At 66.1% G+C, this 5,812-nt stretch carries 7 protein-coding genes and 1 pseudogene; 4 read left to right on the top strand and 4 right to left on the bottom strand.

Features of this window, described 5'->3' with window-relative positions; all coding sequences use genetic code 11:
* Positions 1 to 9: 9 nt before the first annotated feature.
* A complete protein-coding gene (locus H8B02_RS44500) occupies positions 10 to 1,035 on the bottom strand; it encodes a fatty acid desaturase family protein (protein WP_229172095.1) in 1,026 nt (341 codons plus the stop codon).
* Positions 1,032 to 1,742 (bottom strand): TetR/AcrR family transcriptional regulator C-terminal domain-containing protein, encoded by a 711-nt coding sequence (locus H8B02_RS44495; RefSeq protein ID WP_229172094.1) that lies wholly within the window; start codon positions 1,740 to 1,742, stop codon positions 1,032 to 1,034. Before H8B02_RS44495 ends, H8B02_RS44500 begins: the two co-directional genes overlap by 4 nt.
* 347 nt (positions 1,743 to 2,089) lie before the next feature.
* On the opposite strand from H8B02_RS44495, the gene rpsF reads away from it, so the two are divergent.
* The 4 genes and pseudogenes from rpsF to rplI all read left to right on the top strand — a co-directional run bounded on the left by rpsF (position 2,090) and on the right by rplI (position 4,551).
* On the top strand, positions 2,090 to 2,557 hold the full coding sequence (gene rpsF / locus H8B02_RS44490; protein ID WP_092113431.1) for a 30S ribosomal protein S6: 468 nt from the start codon (positions 2,090 to 2,092) through the stop codon (positions 2,555 to 2,557).
* A gap of 6 nt (positions 2,558 to 2,563) precedes the next feature.
* The gene (gene rpsR, locus H8B02_RS44485) at positions 2,564 to 2,803 is read left to right on the top strand and encodes a 30S ribosomal protein S18 (protein WP_016844287.1); all 240 of its coding nucleotides are present in this window, start codon (positions 2,564 to 2,566) and stop codon (positions 2,801 to 2,803) included.
* Positions 2,804 to 2,929: 126 nt separating this feature from the next.
* A pseudogene (locus H8B02_RS44480) lies at positions 2,930 to 3,897 on the top strand (hypothetical protein).
* Between the two features lie 51 nt (positions 3,898 to 3,948).
* On the top strand, positions 3,949 to 4,551 hold the full coding sequence (gene rplI / locus H8B02_RS44475; protein WP_229172093.1) for a 50S ribosomal protein L9: 603 nt from the start codon (positions 3,949 to 3,951) through the stop codon (positions 4,549 to 4,551).
* Between the two features lie 39 nt (positions 4,552 to 4,590).
* Here rplI and H8B02_RS44470 read toward each other — a convergent pair whose 3' ends face one another.
* The gene (locus H8B02_RS44470) at positions 4,591 to 5,052 is read right to left on the bottom strand and encodes a PaaI family thioesterase (protein ID WP_229172092.1); all 462 of its coding nucleotides are present in this window, start codon (positions 5,050 to 5,052) and stop codon (positions 4,591 to 4,593) included.
* Positions 5,049 to 5,654 carry a TetR/AcrR family transcriptional regulator gene (locus H8B02_RS44465; protein WP_229172091.1) on the bottom strand — a complete coding sequence of 202 codons (606 nt, stop codon included), beginning with the start codon at positions 5,652 to 5,654 and terminating at the stop codon, positions 5,049 to 5,051. The genes H8B02_RS44470 and H8B02_RS44465 overlap by 4 nt, the downstream gene beginning before the upstream one ends.
* Positions 5,655 to 5,812 lie beyond the last annotated feature (158 nt).

Below are 5,812 nucleotides of genomic sequence, written 5' to 3'. Positions count from 1 at the left end.
CGGCTCCGCCTAGAATCCACCGGCATTCTGGTCGGCGTTAACCTCGGCGCCGGCCCTCGCCCTGCGGGCGCTGTTCACCAGTTGGCCCGGGCGGTCTTCCCGATTGGGCTTGGCGGTCGCCAGCCGCAGCACGGCGGCATAGCCCGGCTGGACTTCCATCCGGTCGGCATAGCGGCTTCCGCTCAGGATGCGGTGAACGCGCGGCAGGTTGTAGCAGGGCACGTAGAACAGCAGATGATGCTCGAGGTGATAGTTCACGTAGTACGGCGCGATGAACAGCCGCTCGAGGACATTGGCCCGCGTGGTACGGGTGTTGCGCAAGGGATCGGCGCTGTCGGGCACGACGGCATGTTCGGCGATGTTGCGGATCCGTGTGATCACCATCATCCAGGTCAGCAGCGGCACCAGCCACAACAGCGGATAGGCCCACCACACGCCCGCGGCGGCGAGCCCTGCGAACAGCAGCGCGTTGGTGACGCATTGCGGCCCGAGCTTCTGCCAGAAGTTGGCGGCGCGCTGCGATAGCGGCCACTCTTTCGGCCCGATCGCATTGAGCAGTTGCGCCTTGCGCTGCTGGTAGCCGGTCTGTCCAGTGATATCGCGGAGGAATTTCCGGCGGTAGCTCCTCTTCGTGATCGGAAACGGCGCCGACAGCACGAGATCCGGATCATCCTCCTGCTGCGTCCGGGCATGGTGCTGCAGATGGTAGCGGCGATAGCCGCGGGTTTCCGCGAAGATCGGATAGGCGCAGAACCACTGGCTCAGCGTCAGATTGGTCTTCTCGTTCGCCGAGAGACAGCCATGCGCACCGTCATGCATCAGGATGGCGAGCCCGAGCTGGCGCGAGCCGATGATCGCAACCGCCAGCAGATAGGTCAGCGGATTCGGCCACCACGCGACCAGCGCGATCGCGCCCAGGATCAGGGCCCAGGCGTGCACGATCAGGGCTGCGCCCTTCCACGTCGTGCGTTGCCGGACGGTGACCAGTTCATCCTCGGTGAGGAAATCGCGGGCACGCATGCGTAGTGCGGTCATGAGCTTGTCTCCCCGTCCGTCGAGGGTGAATGATCGCGATCGCCGACCAGGCGCAGCCGCGATCCATCATTGGCCGACGTCGATGTCGCCTGCTCGCCGAGTGCGCGCAGCAATTCGCGGCACATCTCCTCGGCGCAGCGGCCCATCGCAAAACCCTCGACGATCACGCCGATCGCAATCGCCCAGAAGCGCCGCGAGCTCTCCTCGGGCGCCCGCAGCGAGCGCCAGCCGTGTCGTTCGACCTGGTCCGCATAGGCGCGCGCGCCTTCGCTGTGCAGACGCTCGATGGTGCGCTCGACCAAAGGCGCGAGATCCTGCCGACGCCGTGTCAGCGTCAGCGCCTCGGCGAAGAAGGCGACCGTGTCGGTCGCGGTCACGGTCTCGGCCAAAGCGTGGCTGTAATCGCGTGGCGTATGAGCGTTCAGGGCGGCCTGCTCGGTCGCACGCGCCAGGTAAAGCATGTCGCGGCTCGCGGCTTCGACGAACAGCGCCTCCTTGGTGCGGAAGTAATAGGTGATCTGGCTCGGAAAGGCGTCCCCGGCTGCGGCGATGTCGGAGATCGACGTGCCCGAGAGCCCGCGCTCCTTGAACAGGCGGCTGGCGGCATCGAGCAACAGCGAGCGCATCTTGCGCCCCGCCGACCGCGTCGCGCGGACCGCGTGCTTCGGTTCAGGCGCAGACATGCCGCTGGCGGTCTCCGAACCCATCGATCATCCTCCCTGAGATATTTGTATGATATACAAACAAAGAAATCAACCGGAAACTGCCGAAAGTTGCGCCGGGCGGCCCGCGCGGCTACGACCCATGGCAAATCCGAGGGCCAAGACTCTGCGAACCCTTGCCTTCGCGGACAAAATCCGTATAAGGCGCCCTATTCGTGGGCTCCGGCCGGGAGCTGAACGGACGGTCTCAGCAAATTCATCCGTTGATTTTGATGTGGCAGGGCCAGTCGGCCCGTCGTCCCGTGCTCCCGCCTTCTGAGCAGCTCGAGTCCTTTCCGAAGGTCTCGAAGGGCTTGTCGCCGGAACCCGCGCCAACACAGGAAAGGACAACCATGCCTCTTTATGAGCATGTTTTTCTCGCGCGTCAGGATGCGAGCACCCAGCAGGTGGATGAACTGACGGCCCAGATGACGGGTATCGTCGAACAGGGCGGCGGCAAGGTCACCAAGACCGAGAGCTGGGGCGTGCGCTCCCTCACCTACCGCATGAACAAGAATCGCAAAGCGCATTTCGTGCTGATGAACATCGACGCACCGTCGGCTGTCGTCACCGAGATCGAGCGCCAGGAGCGGATCAGCGAAGACGTCATCCGTTACCTCACCGTGCGCGTCGAAGAGCACGAGGAAGGCCCGTCTGCGATGATGCGCAAGGCCGACCGTGACCGCGAGCGCGATGACCGTGGCGGTGGCTTCCGCGGCGACCGCGAAGGCGGCTTCCGTGGTGATCGCGATGGCGGCGGCTTCCGCGGCGATCGTGGCCCGCGCCGTCCGCGCGAAGAAGAAGCTGCGACCGAGGAGTAATGAATCATGGCTGATGCTGGTGCCCGCCGTCCGTTTTTCCGTCGTCGCAAGTCCTGCCCGTTCACGGGCGCGAATGCGCCGAAGATCGACTACAAGGATTCCAAGCTGCTGATGCGTTACGTCTCCGAGCGCGGCAAGATCGTGCCGAGCCGCATCACGGCCGTGTCCGCCAAGAAGCAGCGTGAGCTCGCCCGCGCCATCAAGCGCGCGCGCTTCCTCGGCCTGCTGCCCTACGTTATTCGCTAACCGTTTCCGGCCGGCGGCATGCGCCGCCGGCCGCTCATTCTCATAAGGCTTCCGGGTCGTCCGGTCGCCGATGGTTGGGGTTCTCGACAGAGTGCCTCTAACCGCTCGAAAGGAGCGGGACAGCTGATGATCGCGATCCTCATCGTAGCACTTGCCGCCGGCGCCGCGTCGGCGCTGATGTTCGCCTCGATCGTTTCGGGCGCGGCAATCTCGATATTGCTGTTCTATCTCGCGCCGCTGCCCTGATGGTGACGGCGCTCGGCTGGGGCGCGCTCGCCGCCGCCATCGGCGGTATCGCTGCAGCGTCCGTGCTCGGCGCGCTCTTCGGACTTCCCTATTGCATCGCGTTTGCCATGATGGTCGCGCTGCCCGGCTGGTGGCTCGGCCACCTCGCTCTGCTCGGACGGCCGATCGCGGGCGCGGCCGCCGATAGCGCTGCCCAGCAGCCGCCTGCGCTCGAATGGTATCCCATCGGCCGTATCCTGCTCTGGATCGCGGCCTTCGCCGTTGTCACCACGACCGCCGCGCTGCTGACGCTCGGCACGGATACCGACACGATCACCGGCACGTTGCGTCGCGGCCTGCTCAAGATGCTCAGCGCCGGCGAAACGCAACCCGGCAGCGACATCGAACGGTTCGTCGACGCGTTGGTGATCTTCGCGCCGCTCGCGGCCACGGTCATCGCGATGGTCACGCTGACGCTGAACCTGTGGCTCGCCGGCAAGATCACACAAACCTCCGGGCGGCTGAACCGGCCGTGGCCGGAGTTCCGCAGCACCGCGCTCCCCGCGATGGCGCTGGTCGCGTTGCTGGTGGCGGTCGCCGTCAGCTTCGTCGGCGGCATGCTCGCGCTGCTGGCGCAGATCGTCACCACCGCGCTTGTGATCGCCTATGCGTTGGTCGGCTTCGCCGTGCTGCACACCCTGACGCTGTCGCTCGGCAATCGCGGCTTCTGGCTCGGCGGCATCTACGCCGTCGTCGTCATGTTCGGCTGGCCGATCGTCGCGATCTTCGCGCTCGGCATCGCGGACGCCGTGTTCGGCCTGCGCCAGCGCTATCTGCAAACCAGACCGCCGCCTTTGCCTGCGGCCTGACATTCGATCCAACCACTCAACCCGATACTTAGCCTCTAAAGGAGAACGAAAATGGAAGTCATTCTGCTGGAACGCGTTGCCAAGCTTGGCCAGATGGGCGAAGTCGTGCGCGTCAAGGACGGGTTCGCCCGCAACTTCTTGCTGAAGCGCGGCAAGGCGCTGCGCGCCACCGAGGCGAACCGCGCCAAGTATGACGGCATGAAGGCCGAGCTCGAGGCCAACAACATCAAGGCCAAGGGCGAAGCCACCGTGGTCGCCGAGAAGATCGACGGCCGCGACATCATCATCATCCGCCAGGCCTCCGAGTCCGGCCAGCTGTTCGGCTCGGTCACGGTGCGCGACATCGTCGTTGCGCTGGCCGCCGATGGCATCACGGTTGCGCGTCCGCAGGTCTGGCTCGACTCGCCGATCAAGGTGATCGGCGCGCAGAAGGTGACCATCGCCGTCCACCCCGAGGTCGAAACCAGCGTCACGGTGACGGTCGCCCGCTCCGCCGAAGAGGCCGACCGGATCAAGCGCGGTGAGGACATCTCGACCCGCCAGGAAGACCAGGACGCTGCCGCCGAAGCGCTCGCCGCCGCCGGCGAATTCTTCGATCCGGAAGCCCAGCACGACGACGAGGCCGCGCCGGCTCCAGCTACCGAAGAGAAGTAAGCGTCTCTGCATCCCTCCACCGACTGAAGCCCGGCCCCATCAGGCCGGGCTTTGGATTCGTGCCGCCGCCTGATCGTCGAGCATCGCGATCGACGCGAGCGCCGTCGCGGTGTGCTTCTCCTTGCCGTCGATGATGCAGAACACGTCGGCCGCAACGACGGCGACCTGGCGTCCCGGCTTGATCACGCGCGCGCGGCAGATCAGGCGATCACCCGATGCCGGCGCCAGCAGGTTCAGCTTGTACTCGGCCGTCAGCGCCGGCTGGCCACGCGACGTCGCCGCCGCAATCGTGGTGGCGTTGTCGACCAGGAACGCCGTCACCCCGCCGTGAAACAGGCCGTGCTGCTGCAGCAGCTCCGGCCGGCGGTCGACCGCGAGCGTGCACGCGCCGCGCGACAGCTCGGCCACCTCAGCACCGACAAGTCCCATGAAGCCCTGACGGCCGACATTGTCGCGAATCCGCGTCGCGATCGGCGCAAAGTCCGGATCGATTTCGCTCATGACGTCCCTCCTGCTCGCTCCGGCGCACCCGGCGGCACCACCGCGCGGATCGCGCAGGCGATCAGCGTCTCGACCTGTTCGCGCGGGTCGCCAGGATGGCGGCCCGACAGATAGGCGCGGCAAAAGATCTGGGCCGGCCCGATGATCTGGCTGAAGAAAAGCGTCGCGCTCATCGGCTGCAACTCGCCGCGCGCGAGCAGCGGCGCGCGCCAGCGTTCGATGCTATCGATGAGCCGCGAGTTCTCGGTGCGCTGCGCGCCGCGCACCTCCTCGCTCCACTCGCTGCGCGAAATCTCGAACAGGAAGCGCGCCTCGCGCCTGAAGGTCACGACCCAATCGAGATGGGCGCGGATCAGCCGCGCAACGCCCTCGCCGGCCCCGTGCGTGTCGTTGACCGCGGTGATGATCGCGGCGTGATAGGCCTGCAGGATCTCCAGGAACAGGGTTCCGGCGAGCTGCTTCTTCGAGGTGAAGAAATGGAAGAAGCTGCCGTTGGACGCGCGGGCGCGGGAGCGGATCTCGGCCACCGTCGCGCCCTCGAACCCGTCGCGGTCGAACACCGCCAATCCCGCCGCCAAGAGGTCTTCGCGTGCCGTACTCACCTCTTCTCCTCCCGGCTAGATTATCACTCTAGAGCCATACTCTAGAATGACACTCCAATGGCAGTCAAATGAATACGCCGGACCTCGCGGCCCGGCGTTGGCGATTACTTCGAGGTCGGAGCCTCCGGCGGACCGGAGCCTGCCGTCGGGGGCGGAGG

It is taken from the genome of Bradyrhizobium altum (assembly GCF_020889705.1).
Classification (GTDB): domain Bacteria; phylum Pseudomonadota; class Alphaproteobacteria; order Rhizobiales; family Xanthobacteraceae; genus Bradyrhizobium; species Bradyrhizobium altum.
Note: the sequence above shows the minus strand (reverse complement) of the source record. Positions and strands in the feature narration are given on the sequence as shown.